Annotated in this window: 23 protein-coding genes; 12 read left to right on the top strand and 11 right to left on the bottom strand. The window is 61.9% G+C overall.

Translation table 11 applies throughout. The annotated features are described in order from the left end of the window. Positions 1-32: 32 nt before the first annotated feature. Positions 33-515 (top strand): hypothetical protein, encoded by a 483-nt coding sequence (locus V5N12_RS12740; protein ID WP_332899543.1) that lies wholly within the window; start codon positions 33-35, stop codon positions 513-515. Position 516: 1 nt separating this feature from the next. On the opposite strand, the gene V5N12_RS12735 is transcribed toward V5N12_RS12740, so the two are convergent. Continuing rightward, positions 517-1266, bottom strand: coding sequence for a proteasome assembly chaperone family protein (locus tag V5N12_RS12735; protein WP_332899542.1), 750 nt, complete (start codon positions 1264-1266; stop codon positions 517-519). An 83-nt stretch (positions 1267-1349) separates the two neighbouring features. Between V5N12_RS12735 and V5N12_RS12730 the strand changes: the two genes are divergently transcribed. After that, entirely contained in the window at positions 1350-2303 is a 954-nt protein-coding gene (locus V5N12_RS12730) for a mechanosensitive ion channel family protein (protein ID WP_332899541.1), read from the top strand. Here V5N12_RS12730 and V5N12_RS12725 read toward each other — a convergent pair. Next, positions 2293-2697, bottom strand: a complete 405-nt coding sequence (locus V5N12_RS12725) for a universal stress protein (protein ID WP_332899540.1) — start codon at positions 2695-2697, stop codon at positions 2293-2295. The genes V5N12_RS12730 and V5N12_RS12725 overlap by 11 nt on opposite strands. A 38-nt stretch (positions 2698-2735) precedes the next feature. Continuing rightward, positions 2736-4094, bottom strand: a complete 1359-nt coding sequence (locus V5N12_RS12720; RefSeq protein WP_332899539.1) for a bifunctional metallophosphatase/5'-nucleotidase — start codon at positions 4092-4094, stop codon at positions 2736-2738. A gap of 80 nt (positions 4095-4174) precedes the next feature. Between V5N12_RS12720 and V5N12_RS12715 the strand changes: the two genes are divergently transcribed. Continuing rightward, positions 4175-4414 (top strand): DUF5816 domain-containing protein, encoded by a 240-nt coding sequence (locus V5N12_RS12715; protein WP_332899538.1) that lies wholly within the window; start codon positions 4175-4177, stop codon positions 4412-4414. Between the two features lie 76 nt (positions 4415-4490). Then, positions 4491-4808 (top strand): DUF7116 family protein, encoded by a 318-nt coding sequence (locus tag V5N12_RS12710; RefSeq protein WP_332899537.1) that lies wholly within the window; start codon positions 4491-4493, stop codon positions 4806-4808. On the opposite strand, the gene V5N12_RS12705 is transcribed toward V5N12_RS12710, so the two are convergent. Beyond that, positions 4805-5983 (bottom strand): pyridoxal-phosphate-dependent aminotransferase family protein, encoded by a 1179-nt coding sequence (locus V5N12_RS12705; protein WP_332899536.1) that lies wholly within the window; start codon positions 5981-5983, stop codon positions 4805-4807. The two genes, V5N12_RS12710 and V5N12_RS12705, sit on opposite strands and share 4 nt — an antisense overlap. 90 nt (positions 5984-6073) lie before the next feature. Between V5N12_RS12705 and V5N12_RS12700 the strand changes: the two genes are divergently transcribed. The 6 genes from V5N12_RS12700 (at position 6074) to V5N12_RS12675 (ending at position 10109) form a co-directional block, all read left to right on the top strand. After that, positions 6074-6622, top strand: coding sequence for a mechanosensitive ion channel domain-containing protein (locus V5N12_RS12700; RefSeq protein ID WP_442904944.1), 549 nt, complete (start codon positions 6074-6076; stop codon positions 6620-6622). Positions 6623-6664: 42 nt separating this feature from the next. Next, positions 6665-7609 carry a metal-dependent hydrolase gene (locus tag V5N12_RS12695; RefSeq protein ID WP_332899535.1) on the top strand — a complete coding sequence of 315 codons (945 nt, stop codon included), beginning with the start codon at positions 6665-6667 and terminating at the stop codon, positions 7607-7609. A 38-nt stretch (positions 7610-7647) separates the two neighbouring features. Next, positions 7648-8253, top strand: a complete 606-nt coding sequence (locus V5N12_RS12690; RefSeq protein WP_332899534.1) for a hypothetical protein — start codon at positions 7648-7650, stop codon at positions 8251-8253. After that, positions 8253-8918 (top strand): hypothetical protein, encoded by a 666-nt coding sequence (locus V5N12_RS12685; protein WP_332899533.1) that lies wholly within the window; start codon positions 8253-8255, stop codon positions 8916-8918. Before V5N12_RS12690 ends, V5N12_RS12685 begins: the two co-directional genes overlap by 1 nt. 176 nt (positions 8919-9094) lie before the next feature. Then, a complete protein-coding gene (locus tag V5N12_RS12680) occupies positions 9095-9856 on the top strand; it encodes a glycosyltransferase family 2 protein (RefSeq protein WP_332899532.1) in 762 nt (253 codons plus the stop codon). A gap of 52 nt (positions 9857-9908) precedes the next feature. After that, a complete protein-coding gene (locus V5N12_RS12675) occupies positions 9909-10109 on the top strand; it encodes a dodecin (protein WP_332899531.1) in 201 nt (66 codons plus the stop codon). Here the strand turns inward: V5N12_RS12675 and V5N12_RS12670 are convergent, their stop codons facing one another. Continuing rightward, entirely contained in the window at positions 10110-10475 is a 366-nt protein-coding gene (locus V5N12_RS12670) for a HesB/IscA family protein (RefSeq protein WP_332899530.1), read from the bottom strand. A 42-nt stretch (positions 10476-10517) separates the two neighbouring features. Then, positions 10518-10982: an SRPBCC family protein gene (locus tag V5N12_RS12665; protein WP_332899529.1), complete on the bottom strand. Its 465-nt coding sequence runs from the start codon at positions 10980-10982 to the stop codon at positions 10518-10520. A 102-nt stretch (positions 10983-11084) separates the two neighbouring features. Between V5N12_RS12665 and V5N12_RS12660 the strand changes: the two genes are divergently transcribed. Next, on the top strand, positions 11085-11660 hold the full coding sequence (locus V5N12_RS12660) for a hypothetical protein (protein ID WP_332899528.1): 576 nt from the start codon (positions 11085-11087) through the stop codon (positions 11658-11660). On the opposite strand, the gene hisD is transcribed toward V5N12_RS12660, so the two are convergent. From hisD to V5N12_RS12645, 3 genes are all read right to left on the bottom strand, one after another. Continuing rightward, positions 11651-12922 (bottom strand): histidinol dehydrogenase, encoded by a 1272-nt coding sequence (gene hisD / locus V5N12_RS12655; RefSeq protein WP_332899527.1) that lies wholly within the window; start codon positions 12920-12922, stop codon positions 11651-11653. The genes V5N12_RS12660 and hisD overlap by 10 nt on opposite strands. Positions 12923-12961: 39 nt before the next feature. Further along, positions 12962-13609, bottom strand: coding sequence for an ArsR/SmtB family transcription factor (locus tag V5N12_RS12650; RefSeq protein ID WP_332899526.1), 648 nt, complete (start codon positions 13607-13609; stop codon positions 12962-12964). A gap of 83 nt (positions 13610-13692) precedes the next feature. Beyond that, complete coding sequence (locus tag V5N12_RS12645) at positions 13693-13977, bottom strand: hypothetical protein (protein WP_332899525.1); 285 nt, start codon at positions 13975-13977, stop codon at positions 13693-13695. A 66-nt stretch (positions 13978-14043) separates the two neighbouring features. On the opposite strand from V5N12_RS12645, the gene V5N12_RS12640 reads away from it, so the two are divergent. Then, positions 14044-15270 carry an ABC transporter substrate-binding protein gene (locus V5N12_RS12640; protein ID WP_332899524.1) on the top strand — a complete coding sequence of 409 codons (1227 nt, stop codon included), beginning with the start codon at positions 14044-14046 and terminating at the stop codon, positions 15268-15270. Here the strand turns inward: V5N12_RS12640 and V5N12_RS12635 are convergent. Together V5N12_RS12635 and V5N12_RS12630 are read right to left on the bottom strand one after the other, a co-directional pair. Next, entirely contained in the window at positions 15233-17644 is a 2412-nt protein-coding gene (locus tag V5N12_RS12635) for a DUF2309 domain-containing protein (protein ID WP_332899523.1), read from the bottom strand. The genes V5N12_RS12640 and V5N12_RS12635 overlap by 38 nt on opposite strands. Continuing rightward, positions 17634-19121 carry a proton-conducting transporter transmembrane domain-containing protein gene (locus V5N12_RS12630; protein ID WP_332899522.1) on the bottom strand — a complete coding sequence of 496 codons (1488 nt, stop codon included), beginning with the start codon at positions 19119-19121 and terminating at the stop codon, positions 17634-17636. The genes V5N12_RS12635 and V5N12_RS12630 overlap by 11 nt, the downstream gene beginning before the upstream one ends. Positions 19122-19237 lie beyond the last annotated feature (116 nt).

Below are 19237 nucleotides of genomic sequence, written 5' to 3'. Positions count from 1 at the left end.
CTTACTATGCGCGCTCCCACTGACTGTCTAGAATGCCGATGTTTTCGCCACAGCCAATCACGCTGGTCGCCGTGGCAGGCGGGTTCGCCGCAACACTCGTCATGACGGTTTCTTTTTTAAACTATCGCAGTGAGTTGCCGTTTCCAACTGCAGAGATCTGGAATCGGCTCACCGGCGGCCGCGAGCTGTTCGGGTCGCCGTACGTCGGGCCAATCATCCTCTTGTTTCTGCTTGGCACCACGCTCGCGGCTGGCTTTCCGTGGGTGCTCTGGAACGTCGTTCGCTTCCACAATACGGCCTACTACAACACCTTCCCCGAAGCGATGCTTACGGGCCTCGTCTTTGGCTTGCTGTTTTACGGCATCTCCGTACTCGCGGTGGGGGTTGGCCTGCTTCACATCGAACTCACGGAATCGCAGGCGCTTCGCTATTTTTTCGTCCACATCCTGTTCGGCCTCGTTTACGGCCTCTGGATGGGGCTTGCGACCAACCTCTGGTATCCGATTTTCTTCTAAGCTACATGTACATCCGGTCTTCCGGTTTGGACTGTTGTTCGACCTGTTCTAAGCGATTTGCGAGGTCTGCGTAGTGTTGCTGGACGGCTTTTGCGAACGCTTCGAGCGGTTCGGTATCGACGGTGAGGTCGTACACCTGACTCACGGTGTCCAAGAGGCGAAGCGCGGCTTCCACATCGGGCGCTTGCCCGTGGACGGGGGTGGTGAACACACACGCCGCGAGCGACGAATCCATCCCGCGTTCGATGATGCTCCCGTTTACGCCGTCGAGATAGCCGTTTGCCATCGGGGGGACGGTCTCGTTTTTGAGGCGGCGCGCTCGGTAGTCGTCGGTGGCGATGTAGAAGGTGCGGTGGTCGTCCGGGCCGTGAGGAACTGGAACGCCGGAGAGCAGAGCGATTTCGCTCACCGTGTTCTTGTCTGCCCAGTGGAGCACCGACTGCGCAAACGAGTCTGCCGCCCAGACGGGGACGAACAGCTCGCCAACGAGGAAGGTCACGTCGAGGTCGTCGCGCGAAAACAGCCGGGTGTGGTGGCGCGGTCTGCCCTCGTTGAACGGGGTAATCGACGGGAGTTGGTCGGTCGTGATGTAGCCCGTCTGGTGTAGGTCTAAGTGCTCTACGAGATAGTCAACGGCCGTCAGCCCTGCGAGCCCGGGCTGTGAAAAGCCCGCGATGAGGGTCGATGCTGGCTGTTCGTCTTGGGTGACGTTGAACATGCGCTCTATGGCAGGTGGCATGCGGTAGTCCATAGTGAACACTCACGCGCCGGTCGCTTAGGCGTTACCGCACGTCGTGCGCAACCCTTTTTTCGCCTGCCAGTATCGGAATGAACATGACGAGACTGGGATGGGTTCTCCTCCAAGCAAACGAGACGGCCACACCGCCGTGGGTAACGTCGGTTGTAGATGAGGTCACCAAATTCATCCCAGAGATCATTCTCAGAGTCGTCGCCGCACTGTTCGTCGTCACCGTCGCCTACCTGCTTTCACGGACGCTGATGCAACTGCTCAGCCGTCGGGTCGCCCGCCGGTTCCGTCGCCCGAGCATCACCCGAACCATCCTTCGGTCGGTGCAGACGGCCATCATGGTGGCTGCTGGGCTGCTCGCCATCTACATCCTTGGCCTGCATATCTCAGACCTCACTCTCTCGGTGACGGTGTTCTCAGCCGCGGTTGGTTTCATCCTCGCGCCAATCATCGGGAGTATCGTAAACGGGCTGTTCGTCCTGACGGACCAAGCCTACGAGATTGGGGACATGATAGAAATCGTCGATAGCGGGCAGACGGGCTTCGTCGAAGACATCACACTGCGGTACACGAAAGTGTTCACGCTCGACAACACCTTCCTCGTCATCCCGAATGGGAAGATCCGCGACCGTGACGTGGTTAACTACTCCGCAGAAGACGAACGCACACGGCTCGCCCTCGACATGACCGTCACCTACGAAGGCGACCTCAAACAGGCACGAAACATCATGGAACAGGCGGCCGCAGAAGTCGAGGAGGTCATCGAAGGCGGCCCCGACATCCGCATCGGCAGTGCGCGCTATCCGGCAAAGCCAACGTGTTACATCGATACCTTCGCAGACCACGGCATCAACCTGCGGCTTCGCTACTGGGTCAAACAGCCGTACAAACTGCTCACCGCGCGCTCGAAGGTACAGGAGAACGTCTGGGCACGTCTCGAAGAGGCCGACGTGAAAATTCCGTATCCGCACTCACACATGGTGTTCGACGAGACGAGCGGCGACCTCAGCGTCTCGATGCAAGACCGGTTCAAGCAGTAGACGCGGTAATCACTTTGCAGTCTAACTTTTCGTTCAGATAGCGTTCGATGTCCGGGTCATCGATGAGCGTCCGAACCATGCGCCGCCAGCGGCTCATCTGCTTGCGGCCGATGACGACCACGTCCGCACCCTCTGCGGCCACCTCATCGAGGATGGTCTCTTCGACGAGGAAGCCGTCGCGGGTGACGTAGCGGGCGCGCGGAAGGCGGCCGAACTCGCGTTCGACGGTGGCTTTCAAGTCCGCCCGCGAGACGCGACGACTCGCCTGATAGAGATTGACATGAAGCACGGTAAGCTCCGCATCAAGCTCGTCTGCCACCTGAATGGCCTTCTCGACGGTGGCGTGTGAGTGCTCAGTCAGCGGATATCGGACAGGGACGATGACGAGCGTCATTACCGAGAAAACACGTGCAAGGGGCCTCAACCTTTTGCTTATACGCCAGTTCTGCTGATTCTTCCTTCGACCGTTGGCGCGAGGCCTTCTGTGCGGGCGTACTCTGCGAGCACCTCGTACTGGGTGTCGAGGCGGTCGACCTGCAATTCAGCAGACAGCACCGGGAACTCGTGGGAGGCGTGGAGCAGGTACTCGGTCGTTGCGAGGGTGTAGGTAGCTTCAGAGTCTATCGGTTCGCCATCGACGGTTGCGGACGCCAATTCGCCCGCCGCGTGGTCGTAGACGAGGCGTGCGCCGCTCACGTGGCCGTGCCACCAGTGGGGTTCGCCAAAGTCCACGTTGCCGCCGTTCGCCTGCTCGAAGACGGCTTCTAACTCCTCGCCCGTGAGTTCGATGACCGCGACGGCTTCATCAAAGGGGACGAGGCTGATGAGGTCGCGGACGGTCACGTCGCCCGAAAGTGCCGGGCCGGAGCGAATCCCGCCGGAGTTCTGGAGGCCAACGTCCGCCCCACCCGCCCAGCGGTAGGCGTCTGCGACGAAGTTCCCAACGCGGCTCTCGCCGCGGAAGGCGGTTCGCTCTGTGCGTTCGAGCGGTTCTGTGACGTGGCCAACGACCTCGTGAACACCCGCGTCGGCCAACTGGCTGCGCAGTGAGTCGGTCACCGCGTTGTCTCTGGGGCCGTCTGCGACCTCGTGGCGGGTCACGGTTTTCTCGTCGAGTTCGACCTCAAGCAGCACCTCGCCGTTGACGCCGGGGCGTGTGAGCAGCGTGCCGTCGATGCGTTCTATGCGTTCGGTGTGGATGTGGCCGCCGAGAATCACGTCTACGTCCACGGAGACGGCGAGTTCCTCGTCGCGGCCGCCGAGGTGCGAGAGCGCGACGATGTGGTCTACGCCTGCTTCGGTGAGCGCGGCCACGGCCTCTTTCGCGGCTTCGATGGGGTCTGTAAAGGTGAGTGCGGCCGCCCGCGGCGTGAGCGACGGCGTCGCGGGGTCTGTCACGCCGAACAGGCCAACGTGCGTGTCGCCAACGGTTACAACCGTGTGTGGGACGACGCCGTCGTCTTTCCCGAACAGGTCGTCCCCGTCCCACGTATTCGCGTTCACCCACGTCTGGGGCGAGGCGCGAACCACGTCGAGAGTGGCTTCGGGGCCGTAGTCGAAGTCGTGGTTGCCAAAGGTCTCTGCGTCCGGTTCGATGGCGCGAAACAGGGAGAGTGCCTGTCTGCCTTCCGTGACGAGTGAGAGCACTCCCGGAGCGGTGTTGTCGCCAGTTCCGAGCACGAGCGTCTCCTCGTCTCTCTGGGCGTCTATGAGTCCGGCGAGTCGTCCTGCGCGCGCTGGGTCGTCGTAGATGTTCTCGATGTCGGAGTAGTGGAGGAGGCGCACCGTCATTGACGGTGCATACAGGCGGGCTGTGATAACGACTTCGAGATTGGGTAGTTCTTTATCTGCGGCGAGCGAAACTACCATACATGGATGCGATAGCGACCGACAGCGGCGAGACGCTCTACGTGACCGAGGCAGAAGCAGAGCGCGGGTCGAAAGGACCGTTCCTCGTCGTCTACGAGACCGACGACGGCGACGACCGCTGGGGATTTTACTGCTCTCACTGCAACTCTCTCAACACGGCCATGGACTCGATGGGCCGCATCAAATGCAACGACTGCGGTAACATCCACAAAGCCGACGAGTGGGACGCGGCCCACGAATAAGCACACGGCGTCTCCTTCTTGCGGTTTTCACGACGGGCCGAACAGTTAAGAGGGACGCAGTGGTACTCTCTGACGAATGGGGCCTGTTAACATGCCACCAGTCGAGGAGGCGAGGTCGATTTTCACCAGCCTCGGATACACCGTGTCCGGGTCAGGTACCGAGTTCACAGCAGAGCGCAAGTGGCGGACGGTAAACGTCACGGCCACCGACGGCGATGGTGCGCTTCCAACGTCTGGAACATTGCGTTGTTTCGTGACGTGGGAACGGACAGCGTCGTCGCTTCGTCACAAACTCCTTACGGAAAAACCGGACTATGACTGGGCGATTATCAGCGTGGCCGACGACGACTACGAGGTTATTCACCCCGTCGTTGGACCCGCACCGGTCGCCTAAAGCGCCGAGTTTGCGGCGGCGAGTCCGGCAGGGACATCAACATCTGCGTCTGCATCCTCGAGGACGCTGCCAAGCGCCCCGAGGAGCGCAATCACGTTTTTCGGTCGAGCCGAGTGACCCATACAGCCGATGCGGAAGATTTCGCCCGCGAGGTCGCCAAGGCCGCCCGCAATCTCGATGTCGTATTCTGCGAGCAACTGCGAGATAACGTCGCCTGCGTCGACGCCGCCGGGGACGCGCACCGCGTTCAGGCTCGGGAGCCAGTAGTCGTCGGAGGCGTTCATTTCGAGCCCCATCGATTGGAGACCCGTTTTTAGCCCGCCAGCGACGCGCCGGTGGCGCGCCCACCGGTTCTCGATGCCTTCCTCTGCGACGAGCCGCAGCGCCTCGCGCAGGCCGTAGACGTTCGTGATGGGTGCGGTGTGGTGATACGCGCGGTCGTCGCCCCAGTAGCCCTGCAGGAGCGAGAGGTCGAGGTACCACGACCGGGCGTCCTCCTCGCGGGAGAGCACCTTGTCCATCGCCCGGTCATTGAGCGTGAGTGGACTCGCGCCGGGTGGACAGGAGAGACACTTCTGTGGCCCTGAGTAGGCCACGTCCACGTCCCATTCATCGACGCGCAGTTCGACGCCACCGAGGCTCGTGACGGTGTCTGCGATGACGAGCGCGTCGTGGCTGTGGGCGATGTCGGTGAGCTGTGGAACCTCGGGTTGGAGGACGCCCGTGCTCGTTTCTGCGTGGACGAAGCCGAACACGTCTGGCTGGTGTTCTGCGAAGGCGGCTTCGACGGCTGCGGGGTCGAGCGGTTCGCCCCACGGCGCATCGACTTCCACGACGGAGCCACCGGCACGGCGCACCATCGAAGCCATCCGCCCGCCGAAGTAGCCGTTGGTCGGGACGAGGACGGTGTCGCCGGGTTCGGTGACGTTGCCGATAGCGGCTTCCATCGCCGCAGAGCCGGTTCCGCTCACGGGAATCGTCCACTGGTTGTCGGTGCGGAAGGTGTAGCGAAGCAAGTCCTGTACCTCGTCCATGATTTCGATGAAGTAAGGGTCTAAGTGGCCTACGAGCGGCGTGCTCATCGCCTTCAGGACGCGGGGGTGGACGTCGCTCGGGCCGGGGCCCATGAGCGTTCGGTCAGGTGGCACGAGTTCGGTGACGTCGGGTCGGTTCATAGCCGTGCGTTCACAGGGCACGCAAAAAAGCATGTCCAAGACGGCAGCGGCCCCCGGAAGTTATTGGCCGGGTGGCCGTGATGTCGGTGTATGCTTCTCCTGCAATTGGGGCTGTCGCTGGTACAAACCGCCCTCGACCAGTTCGTTTCGAACGTGACGACCGCGCTTCCAGACCTCATCAGCGGCCTCGTGTTTCTCGTCATCGCGGGGGTGTTCGTCCAACTGCTCATGTGGGTAGTGAAAGCCATCTTGAAACGCACCATCGTCGGTGAGTCGCCGGTCTACCGCCAGTTCATCGCCACCGTCATCGCCGTGTTCTTGTGGTTTGGCGTCGCCCTCTCGTTTCTCTCTATCGTGGGGCTCACGGTCATTGCAGCCTCCCTCGGCACCGCCACGGGCTTTCTCGCCCTCGGCGTCTCGTATGCCCTCTCGGGGATGATAAAAGACGCCGTCGCGGGCGTCTATCTGCTCCGTGACCCGGATTTCATGCCCGGTGACACGGTGAAAGCCGGTGACGTAGAAGGTGTCGTCAAATCTATCGAACTCCGCAAGACGCGCCTCGCAGTCGATGGCAACACCGTCGTTCGCGCGAACGGCGACATCGAACAGAAGTGGACGAAACTCGACGACGAGACGTAACCCCCGAGAAGCTTATATCTCCGCTCGTCGCAGTTTGTTACAATGTTTATCGGTCACGCGATGGTCGCGTTCGCCATCGCGGCCGCCGTCGCCGCGCGATATGGGTACTCCCGAGAGCGGGCGCTGGCGCTCGGTATCGCGGCCGGGGCGTTCGCCACCGTCCCCGACGTGGATATGAGCTACGCCGTGTTCGGCCTGCTCAAAACGAGTGTGACCGGCGTGTTCGACGCTACCGAGGCGTTCTGGGCGACCAGCACGCTCGTCCACCGCGTGGTCACTCACTCACTGCTCGTCGGCGCACTCGCCGCCGTCGGCGTTGCGTTCTGGAGCCGGGCTGACGCGGGCGAGTGGTGGGCCTACCCCGTTGCGGGCGTCGTGTTCGCTGGCCTCATCGCCGCCGCGTTCGCTGAGACGGGGCTGCTCGGGACGGCCGTGATGCTCGCGTTCGTCGTCGCCGCGCTCGCCGTCACCATCGTCATGCGACGCTGGAAAGCGCTCTCGTCGCGTGCCCTCTTTGCAACGGCGCTCGTTGGCTTTCTGAGCCATCCATTTGGGGACCTGTTTACCGGGAGCGCGCCGCGCCTGCTCTACCCACTCGACGTGACGGTGTTGGCCGGGCGCATCACCCTGTATCCCGACCCAACGATGCACCTCATTGGGGCCTTTCTCATCGAACTCGCCACCATCTGGCTCGCGCTGGTCGTCTACCTCTCGCTCGACGGCCGGTCGCTCGATTCGTACCTGAACCGGCGGGCGACCCTCGGCGGCGGGTATGCGGCGGCGGCGGTGTTGTTACCTGCCCCGACGCTCGATACGTCGTATCACTTCGTGTTCAGCGTCCTCGCCCTCGGCGCGGTGGGCGTGCGGCCACGACGGCCGACGAACTGGGCGCTCACCGAAGCGCGCGTCCTCGACGCAGTGGTGACGGGCCTTGCGGCGATTACTCTCGCCGTCATCGGCTACGGCGTCGTCTATCTGGCAATTTAAGGGAAGGTTACTAACGCCTGCGCTGTCTACAGATTCTCATGGCTCGGACGGGTAAACTCGGGAGTATCGTTGAGGATGCGAGTCTCAACGCCCTGCTCTCGTGGTTTTTGGTCGGATTTGTGCTCGTGGTCGTCGGTGAAAGCCTCCTCGGTGGCGACCTCCTCTGGGCACTGTTTGCGACAGGTGTGGCGGCGCTCGCGCTCGTTCCAGCGATTTCCTATCGTAACCCGCGGGCGATGTTGCCGTGGGAAGTCCTGTTGCTCGCCGTCTTACCGATGGTTGGTCGCGCGTTTGCAACGCTGCCGGTGACGGGTGAACTCGCCACGTACCTCTCGGTGGCCGCCCTCGCGCTCATCGTCGCCGTCGAACTCCACGTCTTCACGCCCGTCGAGATGACCCACGGCTTCGCAGTCTTGTTCGTCATCATCGCAACCATGGCCACCGCGGGCGTGTGGGCGGTCACGCGCTGGGTGGCAGACCTCTATCTCAACACGGGCTTTCTCGTGAGCGAAGAGGCCCTCATGTGGGAGTTCGTCTGGTCTACGGCCGCGGGCGTCCTCGCGGGTGTCGTGTTCGATCTCTACTTCCGTCGTCGTGCGCCCATTGAGGTGCACAAACCAGACGACTCGGGTGGGGTGCGCTGATGAACCTGCGAAAACGCCTCGGTATCTCAGCACACCGCCAGCGCCAGCTCACCCACGTCATGGAAGTGCTGCTCGTCGGCATGTTCTTCATCGGCGTCGAACGCCGGAGCGGCGGCATCATGGTGAACACCGCGGTTGCGCTGCTCGTCGTCCAGTTGCCACCGCTGCTCAAACGCGACTACAACATCCCGATGGACGCTGGCCTCACCCTCTGGATTACGGCGGCCGTGTTCCTCCACGCCCTCGGGACCGTGGGGATTCCCGGCAGCGAAATCGGGAGCTTCTACCGGAATGTCTGGTGGTGGGACCACCTCACCCACGCGCTTTCGTCGTCTATCGTCGCGGCCGTTGGCTACGCCACTGCACGGGCGATAGACGAACACTCAGATAGCATCACGCTCCCGCCGAAGTTCATGTTCGTCTACATCCTGCTGTTCGTGCTCGCTTTTGGCGTCTTCTGGGAGGTCGTCGAATTCGCGTTAGACCAGACGGCACGCCTGCTCGGCGTCCGTGGCGTCCTGACCCAGTACGGCTTAGAGGATACGATGTTAGACCTCATCTTTGACACCATCGGCGCGGTCGTCGTCGCCATCTGGGGCACCGCCCACCTTACGGGCGTCGTCGACGCCGTCCGACTTCGACTCGACTCGCGGACATCCGAGTGAGTGTTCCCAGACCTGTCGAAATACCATCAATATGCTAGTTTCTGAGAATATCCTGTTTACTGTTGTTTATCCCGACTCTTCGCGGAATCGTGGCGGTGTCGGATGCGATTATATCAATTTCCACATAGGACTAAATACGCGAACGTCGTCTTTCTCGTACGGACAGTATCTCGCGCATGGTTGAACTCAGTATCATCATTCCCACGCTCCTCGCACCCGAGGATATCCCCTGTGTACAGGTCCTCGAAAAACAGGACTTCACTGACTACGAGGTCGTCGTCCGGGGAGACAAGGGCGCATCACGAGCGCGAAACGAGGCTATCACGCGAGCGAAGGCGGACAAACTCGTGTTCCTCGACGACGACTCGATTCCGCGACCGGGTTACTTAGATGCAGTGAGCGCCGCCCTCGACCGCCACGCCGTCGTCGCCGGTCGGGTGTTCCAGCCAGCGGACGCCCCCATCACCCACAAACGCCTGCCGTGGTACGACCAAGGCGATGAGGAGAAACCAACCGATCTCATCGTGGGCTGTAACATGGCCATGCGTCGCGAGGTCATCGACGCCGTGGGCGGCTTCAACGAAATCTTCCATCACGGCCACGAGGAGACCGAACTTGGACGGCGAATCAGCGAGCAGTTCCAAATCTACTACGTCCCCGGCATGGTGGTCGAACACTACTTTGCCACCTCCGTGCGCCAGTATTGGGAGAAATCATATCGGCATGGAAAGGCCGATGCCGACTGGTGGGAACTCGATTCTGTCCCACTCTCGACCCGGCTCAGAGGCTGTCTCCCGTTCGATGTGCTTCGCCTGAGCTGGGTCGAGACGGTCGCCATGCTGGTGGTGAAAGCCGGGCGGATTCGACGCCTGAGCCAGCATCTCGCCGCTCGCGTCCGATCGCGCGGCGTTCGGCCACGGCAGTCGCGCGAGAGCTAAGCTACCACTGCCCATACGCTTAACCCGCTTGCGTGGCTTTGTACGCGGTGGGATGGTTTTCAAGAAAATTACCCTCATCGGGAGCAGCACAGAGAGTTTCGATAAAGCAGTCGACGACGCCGTAGACCGCGCGGAGTCGACGCTCAACAACGTTCAGTGGATAGAAGTCGAAGAACTCGGCGTCGAGATCGCGTCAGTTGAGGGGCGACAGTATCAAGCGACGGTCGAAGTGGCGTTCCGTCTCGAAAACTAATCAGGTGCGGAAGCTTTCGCCACAGCCACACTCACTCACGACGTTCGGGTTTTCGACGTGGAAGCCCGCACCCTGCAGGCCGTCCTCGAAGTCGAGGACGCTTCCTTGAATGTAGTTCATACTCGCAGGGTCAACGAAAATTCGAAGCCCGTGGTGGGTGAACACGCGGTCATCTTCTTCCGCTTCGTTGTCAAACCGCATCCCATAAGAGAGGCCAGCACAGCCACCTTGTTGGACGTACAGGCGCAGTCCTGCCTCGTCGGTTTCGAGCCCTTCGCCCTCGATGAGTGCCAGCGCCTTTTCTGCCGCCGGCTCGGTCACCTCAATGAAGGTGTCAGCGCCGTGTTCGGCTGTACCTGTGCTCATGAATGTATATTCTTGTCCCAGGGTGTTAACGCTGACGCCAGATTAGGCCGCCACTTCGCTCGGCGGGGCAGGTTCGATGCTACGCTTTAGAATTGTGAGTTCCTTGCCGAGTTGGCGGGCCATCATCCGGCGCATCACCGGGCGAAACACCGTGAACATCGCCTTCGTGAACCGGCCATCAGCACCCGCGTCGATGCTGTTGGTCACGCGCGTTCCCGAGGGGGTTGCAGTGAGCAGGAGTTCGCCTTCGAACGGGAACGGGCCTCGCCCCACCACCGCAAAGCGGTTTGGCGACTCCGCGGCGGTGATTTCGTAGGTCATCTCCGTGGTTCTGCCACTGTAGGTGTAGTCGCTCGTGTACGTCGCGCCCACCTCGTCTGGTTCCCCGGAGACGTGCTGGACGTTGCTCACCCCGTCCACCCAGTTCGCCATGTTCTCCACGGACGAGACGTAGGCGTACACATCCTGAACTGGCCGGTCGATGTCGATAGATGCAGTTGCTTGCATTGGTGTTTCTCCGCAATTACAGACGCTCCCTCAGGCTATCTCGATTGTGTACGGGGCGAAAGTGAGCGGAAAATTTTTATTCAATATAGTTAGTTATTTATCATGAGCCGCCGCCACTTTCTCGCTTCCGTTGCCGGGGCGAGTACCCTCCCGCTGACCGGGTGTCTCGGACAGAATGACCTCGACCGGAAGCGACTGCCGGACGACGAGGAAGCCGCGCTCAACTTTTTCGCCAACGGTGAGCGCACCGCGACCGTTTCCGCGACCGAACGCTATTTCGATCCCGAAAACGGCCGATTTGGGCTGTGGCTCAACATCTGGCACCGCGAGGGGACACACCTCGATTCCTTCCGCTACGAGATTTTAGCTCCCTCCACTCCCAATGGCCCACGCGTCGTCGTGTCGCTCGACCGCCCCGAGGCGAGTCCGTGGCCCGAAATGACGTTTGGACGCGGTGCACAGCCAGAACGCACCATCATCGACGTGCCCGAGGTTGGGCCTGTTGGCCGTGGCTCACTCGGCCTCGAACTCAGATTGCAGGTGGATAGAATGCCAGAAACGCTCCCCGTCCGCATTCGGACGGCGTTCTCGCTCTCCCATGAAAATCGGTTACTCAAAACCTCCACCGGTGAGGGTGTCCTCGATATCGAACTCCCCCGTGACCCGAATCAGTCCTGAAGCCGCGTCCGGACGCTCTCTGCGTGGGCCTCGAGACCCTCTGCTTCCGCGAGCGTCGTAATCGTCTCAGAAAGGTCTGCGAGCGCGTCAGAGCTGAGACGTTGGACTGTCGTCGAACGCATGAACGTGTCCACCGAGAGGCCACCGGTGACCTTCGCCTGCCCGTTCGTCGGGAGGATGTGGTTCGTCCCGGAGGCATAGTCGCCCGCCGCCACGGGCGTGTACGGCCCGAGGAAGACGCTTCCGGCGCTTGCGATGCGGTCGAGAATGGATTCGTCGTCGTCGGCCTGAATCGAGAGGTGCTCTGCGGCATACTCCTCTGCGAACAGAATGGCCTCGGACATCGAGCGGGCGACGAAGAGGCCACTCGCGTCGTTTTCGAGGGCTTCGTGGATGATGTCCTCGCGTTCGCGCTCGCTCGCTTGCCTTTCGAGTTCTTTTGCTACGTCGGCGGCGAATTCCTCGCTGTCGGTTACCGTCACGACCGCGGCGTTCGGGTCGTGTTCTGCTTGGGCGAGCATGTCCGCGGCGACGAATCGCGGATTCGCCGTCTCGTCCGCGACGACGAGCAGCTCACTCGGTCCGGCGAGCATATCGATTTCCACGTCGCCGCGCACCTCGGCTTTCGCCGCCGTGACCCACTTGTTGCCCGGCCCGGCGATTTTCTCCACGCGGGGAAGGGTTTCCGTGCCGTAGGCGAACGCCGAAATGGCCTGTGCGCCGCCGACTTGATACACCGCATCCGCCCCGGCGATGTGGATGGCAGCGAGCGTCACTGGATTCACTTTTTTCGCGGGTGGCGTGGCGACGGCGACTTGGTCTACGCCCGCGACTCGCGCGGGGATGACGCCCATCAGCGCGCTCGACGGGTAGGCGGCCGCACCCCCGGGGACGTACACGCCAACGCGTTCGAGTGGGCGAAAGAGCCGGCCGAGTTCGCGCCCGTCGTCGCTCACTCGCCAGTCTTCGGGCAATTGGCGCTCGTGGAACGCGCGGATGTTTGCTGCGGCCGTCTCGATGGCGTCACGGATGTCGTCGTCAATGGCGTCAGCGGCGCGCTCTGCTTGGTCGGTGATGTCGAGGTTGCCAACGTCTACGCCGTCGAACTCCTTCGAGAATTGGCGCAGGGCAACGTCGCCTTCGTCGCGGACGCGGGAGACGATGTCTGCAACGTCGCTTCGAATCTCGTCGATGCCCGCATCGCGCGCGAACAGGGCGCGACGCGCGTCCGGACCGAGATCGGCGACGGGTGTAGGTTCCATGCCCGAGGCTTCGGGCGAGACGGGAAAAACGGTTTCCACTCAGGCTTGCTGGTAGGCCCACCACGAGATGGCGAGCAAGATGATGAACGACCCGCCGAGGAAGAAGGCGAGCGCGGGGTCTAAGAACGGGGCGTTCCCGGCGGCGGACGCGGCGGCGGTTGCAGTGGTTCGCGCGGCTTCTTCTGCCGCCATCGCGCCGTCTGCGGCGGCGTCTGCACCCGCGGTCTCTGCACCACTCTGTTGGACGAACCAGTTTGCGAGGGCGTACTGCAAGCCGAGCGTCGCCCCGGCGAGCAACACGATAGCCCCCACTAATCGGGTGAGTACCCCCCGGAGCAGTGATTGCTGGCGTTCGTCGCCTGCGAACAGCACGACCGACTCGTTGGTGGGCGCGAAGACGGTCATTTCCTTTCCCTTCTCCGAGTAGCCGGTTCCCGCGGGCGTGATGAGGCCGGCGTTCTGGAGTTTGTCGAGGTGGTAGTGGACGTTCTGGAGCGACGTGCCCACTTCCTCACGGATTTCCGTGGGCGTGCGGGCGTCGTCGTAGAGGACGGCGAGAATGCGGCGTGCGGTGCGCGAAGAAAGCGCCTCGAACACCTCATCTGCCGCCTCGCTGTCTACGTCCACCAATCGCGGGTCACCCGGAGCGATTTCCGGGTCCGCCCGCAGTGGGAGCAAGCGGGCCATTACCCCACTCTACGCCACCCCACCAAAAGGCCCTTCGCATAGCTCAAATGGGTGTTTGAGTGTTCCAACCACGATTTGAGGCTTCACTCCTCGCGGATTTTGGCGACGCCGAGCGCCGAGAGGACGCCGCGGACGAGAAGGTACACAACCAACAGGAAGGCCGCGAACGTCGTTGGCGCGGCGAGCATGCGCGCCGTTTCGAACGGCAACACGAGCCGCGAGAAGCCGAGAATGACGAAGCTTACCAGAATCAGCCCGAAGGCGAGCGCCGCGAGCTTGACAAATCGCTGTTGGTTCATCGACTGGGTGTGAGAAGACGGGCGAACGAGGATAACGTTTCGCTCTGAGTGAACGAGCACCCGCTTCATTCCAGCAAATTTTAGGCGCACCTAAAAATCGGCACAGTTATTGTGGTTTAGGCGAGCCTAAAAATCATGACGGACACTGTGGAAACACACGACGCACCGACGCGAAGAGATTATTTGACCTATGGAGGGGCAGTCATTGGCGCTGGCCTCCTCGCAGGCTGTGCGGGCGATTCGCCAGCAGCGACGTCGACCAGTGGCGAGCAGCCCACGACCGGGCAACCCACCGAAACCGAATCGAGCAGGTACACCGCCTCGATGGAGCCGGTTGGCGACCTCACACTTGAGTCGATTCCGGAGAGATGGATTGCCTACGACGGCGGCTACGCAGACATGGGCGTCGCCCTCGGGAAAGGCGACGGCATGACGGGCATCGGCGGGGCAGGTCGCTACTACACACAGGTGTACGACGAACTCCCCGGCGTGAGCGTCGATCGCGACCTGCTCGAAACAAACGACCTCGGGGAGGCGGGCATGTCGAAGGAGCTCTTCTACGAGCTCGACAACGACGTCCACGTCATGGACCCACAGATGCTGATAAACTGGTTCGACTGGAGCGAGGCGGACGTTGCCGAAATCACCGAAAACGTCGGCCCTTTCTTCGGGAATCTGATTTTCCGCCGCGAAGACGAGTGGCACGACTATCGCTACTACACGCTGTATGAAGCCTTCGAGAAGGTCGCCCACCTGTTCGGTGAACAGGAACGCTACGCGGCGTTCGAGGCGCTCCACGACGAGTTCATCGCGACCATCCAAACCAACCTGCCACCCGCAGACGACCGGCCGAACGTGTTGTTGGTGTACGAAGGCAGCAACGAACCCGAGGAGTTCTCGCCGTACCGGCTGAACGACCAAGGAACGAGCAAGAAACAGTGGCACGACCTCGGCGTGAGCGACGCGCTCGCGGGGACGGGCATTCAGGGCCTCAGCACCACCGACCGCGGCCGCATCGATTACGAGACGATGCTCGAAATCGACCCCGACGTCATCATGCTGCGCGCCCACGAGCGCCAGAGCGCGGCCGAGTTCCGCGACACCGTGCTCGCGTTCATGCAAGAGCATTCGGTGGCACGCGAACTGACCGCCGTCCAGAACGAGCAGGTCTACCGTGGTGGCTACCTGTTCCAAGGCCCGATTCACAACCTGTTTCTCACCGAACGCGGCGCACAGCAACTCTATCCGGACGTGTTCGGCGAAGAAGACGGAGACGAGCAGTTGTTCGACCGCCAGCGCGTCGCGGACATCGTGGCGGGTGACGTTAGTCGTCCGCAACTGCGGGAGCGTCCGGAGTCGTAGGAGGTGCCGCTGGCTCTATGGACGTCGACTGCCACTCCAAGTTCTGCTCGTAGTCGAACGCGCGATGGTTCTGTGTCGGGTCAACGACCGTCAGCGACAGCCAATTGTTGTCCAGCAGTTCGGTCAGCTTCTCGTGGTTGGCCAGAACGCCGGTGACGCGCTCGACCGGTGCGTGGATAACCGTCGAGAGACGGAGCGGCTGATGGTACGGCTCGTCGTCGTCGGCCATCAGTGACTGGAATGGGAGGCCAGTCATCAAATCGCCCCCGTTGCCTTGGTAGACGCCGATGTTACCGACTGGGTTTTGGGTGACCTTCGACCCGCTTCCGTACACCGCGTTGTCGACAGTCGAGAAGTAGTACTGGGCGTTGATCCATTGCGTGACGACCATCGGTCCCGTCATAATCGCTTCGAGTGCCTCGCCGTCGGAGTCGGTCGACCAATCGTAGGAGTGGAGGAACGAGCGCCCGTCGAGGTCGAGGTTCTCGGTGAGTGCCCGCGGGCCGATGACGAACGCGGCGTTTCCAGCCAGTCCCCACTCGGGACGCGTCTCGGCCCAGTCTGCGGCGCGACGTTCCGTCTCGCGAATGCCAGATCTCGTGCTCGCGCCCATGTCCGCGGCACGCTCCGCAGTCGCGTTGGCCCGCGCAGTTTCGAGGTCGGCACGCAACAGTTCAAGGTCTTCGACGTGACTCTCGGGCACGTGACTGTCGTACAGTTCGATCTCGTCGGTCGTGGTGTTGTGCTGGCCGGCGAGGAACACGGTATCCTCGGGCACGTCGATTCCGCGCTCGCGGAGGTCGTTCTGTACGGCCTCGTCGTTGCAAATCGTCGCGAGGACGCGGGCACTCGGCCCCCCGGGGTTGCCAGCACAGGCACCACAGTCCAAACTCGCGTCATAGGGGTTGTTCGCCGTCTCGCTCGCATGACCGGTGAACACGACGAGTCGACCGAACTCCTCCCACCCCATCAGTTCGAAGGCGGTCGCAGCGTACTCGACTTTCTCCTCCTGGGTGAGTCCCACTGGGAGGTCGCCAGCGTACGTGTACTGGTGGTGAACAATCTGGTCACAGAACTCGTGTTCGTCCGGTACCGTATCGGCGATGGCGTCGAGCAGGTCATGGACGCGGTCGGGGACGAGCGTCCGTGCTGCGAGTGCGAGACCGTAGCCACTCCCTGTGGTTTCGACGTAGCCGTAGGCCGTGGCGGCGTTTGCTTTCACCGTTTCGACGACCTCGTCGGCCGCCTCGCGGATGCCCACCCAGCGGTCGTGTTCCTCCTGTGTGTCTCCGTCAGTCGGAACCTCGGTGATGCGGTGTTTCGGTTCGAGAATCGGCGGACAGGAAGCGACCGACACGTCGGACGCATAGCCTTGGTACTCCATCGGGATGCCGAAGAACCCGGCGTAGCCGTGGGTCTCGTAGTCGCCCACGGCCTCGATGTGACGACGGATGATCTCCGAACGGGTGTCGATACAGAAGACCAGTTGCGCGTCCGGGCGGCCCGACGCGTCGCGGTCGACGAGCGATTGGCTCTCGGCAGCGACGCTCTCGACGAGTTCGGTCCGGTAGCTCGCTTCCCACGCACTCAAGAACGCTTCGGCGATTTTGTCGGCTGCGTTAGCCTCTGTGCTGTCGGGGCCGGTCGAGGGTGCAATCTCGGCACCGAACCCGTCGAGCAGTGCGAGGCGGATTCCGAGATATCCGAGCAGTGTTATCGGGTGAGCCGACTGCCACGAACCATGGTCCTCGGTGCGACGCTTGATGAATCCGGTCCAGCCGGGGAGTGCAGCCAGCTGCTCTTCGAATATCGGAGTCCACTGGCTCTTTGGATAGGGATCCAACACGGCTTCGATGGCTTCGGTCGGCGTTTCGGGCAGGTCAGCGACGACCCCCTCGTCGGGAATCTCGGTGTCGTACCGGGCGATTTCGCGGAACGCGGTGTAGAACCCCGCTTCGCGGTTCGGCATCGACCAGTAGGCACTTCCTTCGTCGAGGAACGTCGACAACCACTTGGTCAGGACCTGATTGACGTGGTCGGTGGCGGTGTCCGTTTCACCGTCGCTACTGGTGGTCGAGTCGGCCAGACGGTCGAGCAGCACTTCAGGGTCCTCCACGTAGCCAGCCGAATCAAGTTTCGCATCGAGTATCTCGGGGTCTATCTGGTCGCGTTCTAGGGCCTTCTGAAACGTCGCAGGGGTGGGATAGCCACGACCGCCCAGTAGGTCAGCTGCCTGCGCGACTGCCTCGCCGAACGGTTGGTTCTCGAACCCTGACAGCGGGTTCGACGTCACGAACGAGTGGATCGGCCAAAGCGAGCCGACCGTGGCCGCTGCCTTGTCGATTTTCTCTTCGAGGGTGGGTTCAGTATTCATTGTAGTCCTCCGTTGTGGTCAACACGGTATCCGACGACGGTTGGCTGGCGTTCAGTAGTGCGACGTAGAGACGTTGGCTGTTCTCGTGGATGCCGGTCTCGATGCCGATGTAGACGCCGACGAAGACGACGACGATGATACCGTGGAGGAGCGTCAGTTCGGTCGTCACCGGCCCGATTTCAAGAAGCATCGAGACGCTCTCGTAGACGAAGGCATAGATGATGATGGCGGGGAAGAAAACCAACGGAACGGCCCCGTAGCGAACCGTCGTCGGAAGTGCGGTCTGCTCGATTGCGCTCCGGGACGCGTGTAGCGTGGTGAACACCACGAAAAACGTCAAGAGGAGGCCACTGTCGACGTGCTGTCCCTTTCCAGTAAACATGGCGAACAACACACCACCGGCGAGCCCGGTCACCAGCGTCACGATGACATCAATGACACTCGTCAAACGGGCTGTCGTGCGTGACGGCCGTGCATCCGGGCTGGTGTGTTCGACCCGCTCGCCAGCGCTGAGAAATTGGTAGGCCTTGTAGAAGCCGTGCAGAATGAGGTGGGTGATGGCGGCTCCGAAAAAGCCGAGACCAGCCTGCATGATCATGAACCCCATCTGCCCGACCGTCGAACAGCCGAGCTTAGATTTGACGTCCGTTTGAACCGATTTCAGCAGCCTCCCGCCGATTGCACTGGCGCCGCCGATTGCGACCACCGCGAACATGAGCCCGGCGTCGACAGTGATGACCGGCGCGAAACGAGTCAGCAGAATGCCACCTGCGTTGACGAATCCGGCGTGCATCAGTGCCGAGGCTGGGGTCGGTGCGGTCATCGAAGAGAGCAACCAGTTGTGGAACGGGACGAGCGCTGACTGAATCATCGCCGCGAGGACGAGCGCGCTCGCTGCGACGAGCCACACCGGTCCTCCGAGCGTTTCGGCGGCCGCTTCGATTCCGGAAATCGTGGTCGCGCCAGTCAACCACCACAACGCAGTCAGCGCGACCCCGAGGAGCACGCTGCTGGCGAGGAAGTATCTGCGGGCGACCCTCTTGGCCGCCTGTGCCTGCGTCCAGCCGCGGACGGTACCGACGAGCTTCGCCATCAACAACCCCATCGACAGCCAGAGGAGTCCGAACAGTGCGATATGGTCTGCCGCGACGAGCCCCATCACGACTAGCGTGAAACCGAATACGGTGCTGAAAAACCGCGTCTCGTGGGTGCTGCCAGCCATGTACCGGCGCGAGTAGCTGTGGACGACACCGCTGAAGAAAGTGACGACAACCCACATCAGGACTGTCAGTCCGTCGATGGCGACCACGCCGGGGATCGACCAGGTGCCACCGAACTGAATTCGCGTGGCGAGAACCACGATACTCGCGGCGAACAGTGTCCACACGAGCCACGTCAGTGCGACGGGCACGTACGGTGATTTCACCGTCGTGTCCGGGAGCGTTCCGACCGTCTTCTTCGAGTTATGTCCTGACATCGATCTGATTATTTTGCGACCCATCCCGGCAGCCGTGTAGAATTCGGCAGACCGAGACTATCGTTGTTATCCACCCTGAGAACGTATTGGTTAATAAAAACTCTGATTTTCACAAA

Origin of the sequence: Haladaptatus sp. CMSO5 (assembly GCF_036689885.1) — an archaeon.
In the GTDB taxonomy this organism is placed as follows: Archaea; Halobacteriota; Halobacteria; order Halobacteriales; family Halococcaceae; genus QDMS2.
This window is presented reverse-complemented; position numbering and strand designations above follow the sequence as displayed.